Source organism: Actinoplanes sp. NPDC051633, from assembly GCF_040681735.1.
Lineage (GTDB): Bacteria > Actinomycetota > Actinomycetes > Mycobacteriales > Micromonosporaceae > Actinoplanes.
In genome coordinates this window covers 1-1,732 of the sequence record NZ_JBFAZH010001441.1, presented here as the reverse complement: position 1 = coordinate 1,732, position 1,732 = coordinate 1, and the positions used below count along the sequence as shown (strand labels likewise).

General features: G+C 73.6%; 2 protein-coding genes. Both read right to left on the bottom strand.

Annotation, left to right across the window (positions count from 1 at the left end; genetic code table 11):
• Positions 1-77 precede the first annotated feature (77 nt).
• Positions 78-524: a hypothetical protein gene (locus AB0M20_RS41860; protein WP_364306918.1), complete on the bottom strand. Its 447-nt coding sequence runs from the start codon at positions 522-524 to the stop codon at positions 78-80.
• Positions 521-1,732 (bottom strand): hypothetical protein (locus AB0M20_RS41855; protein ID WP_364306916.1); only part of this gene is annotated, 1,212 nt, incomplete at its 5' end. The genes AB0M20_RS41855 and AB0M20_RS41860, both read right to left, overlap by 4 nt.

Genomic DNA, 1,732 nt, shown 5'->3' with positions numbered 1-1,732 from the left:
GGAGGGGCTCGGGTTCTCCGCCCTAGGCGAAGCCTCAGCGGCCGGCGGCAGCACAGCCCCGGGGGCGTGCCGTCGGCTCAATCGTATGTCAGGACGACCGTGCTCACGGCCCAGGCGGCGCAGAGCAGCGCCACGGCGGCGGTGGCGGCGCCGGCCAGCGCCGCGTGCGTACCGAAGGCATCGAACGCCAGGGCGGACAGCGCGACCGCCACGCCGAGCGCGGCCACCCCGAACCAGGTGGAGTAGTTGTTCGTCGCGTAGGCGAGGAACCCACCGGCCACCGCGACCGCCGCACCGGCTATCGCGAACCAGAGCGCCGACGCGATCCCGCCGACCAGCGTCACCCAGCCCACGCCCCACAGCGCGGCGAACATGAGGAGGCTCCCCCGCAGCAGGGCGGCACCGCCGGCGAGGACCAGAACGGCCACGACGATGGCCAGCACCCGGTGCTCCGGCCAGGACAGAGCGCCGGCGAGCAGCGCCAGGCCGAGCGCGATCACGGTGCCGCCGGCGACCCACTTCACCAGACACCGTCCCAGCTGATCTCGCGGGTCAGGGCGAATCGTTGCGTGGTCTCCGTGAGGCGCACCTCGGCGCGGGCCGCGGCGCCACACTCCGGGCAGTCACCGCTCAGGATGCCGGAGTAGCCGGTGTCGAACTCGGAGATCCGGTCGTCGTCGCGGTACAGGCAGGCGACCTCGCCCATGACCTGCGCCGGTTTGCCGCAGCCGGGGCAGCTCACGAACACCGCCGCGGGCTCCTTCGGGCGTAACGCGAGGAACAGCGGGGCCGGCTCACGCAGCCGCAGCGCCACCGCCTGGACCCGCAGGGCGTCGGGGCCGAGCAGCAACAGCGGATTCAGCGGGCCGGGAGTGATCGGGCTGAGGCCGGCGCGGATCTGGGCCGCGGTGAACCGGTGGGCGAGGCGCAGCAGGTCGGCCTCACGCCCTGGACGCAGCTCGACCGCGAGCGCCCGCGTCAGGTCGCCGTCGACGGCGGCACGCAACAGCTCGCCCTGGACGCCGTCGCCGAACCAGTCGTGCTCGGTGATCCACTGGGCGGCGGTGTGATCGTCCGGCGCGGCGGTCCAGACCTTCAGGCCTGCGCTGGCCTCCGCGCCGAGTGCCGCCTCGGCCCATCGCAGGACCTCGAGGATCAGGCGCGCTCGCTGCACGGCGTCCAGGCCGTCCGCGGGCGGCGGCAGATACGGGTTGGGCGGTGTGCCGGCCTCGAGCGCGCGGCCGGTGGCGTACCTCAGGTAGTTGACCGGTGCGTGGCGGTGCAGATATTCGACCAGCGCGCGTACCTCGGGAACGTGCTGCCGCAGCAGTGCGTTCTGCACGATCCAGAGCAGCTGCTGCTCCTGGATGTCGATCAGGCCGCGGGCGGCGATCGCGGCCGAAACGCCGATGTCGCCGGCCCGCTGCAGGTGCGCGGCGACCCGGGTGTCGATGGCGCGGACGTCGTTGACCAGATAGCCGCGCAGCGTGGACCGCACCCGGTCGGTCATCCGGTAACCGACGAGGCTCTTGGCGAAAACGTCGCGCACCTTCGGATCGATCTCGACCCGCGCGGCCTCGACGACGGCCTCGCTGTCGGTGATCAGCTCGAGCTTCTTCGCCGCGGCGAGCCGCACCCCGGCGACCGGGTCGGTGAGCGCGCGTTCGAGGGCGGCCCGGGGCAGGCGCGCGCTGCCCGCCAGCGCTTCGGTGCGCACTGCGGGCGACGGGTC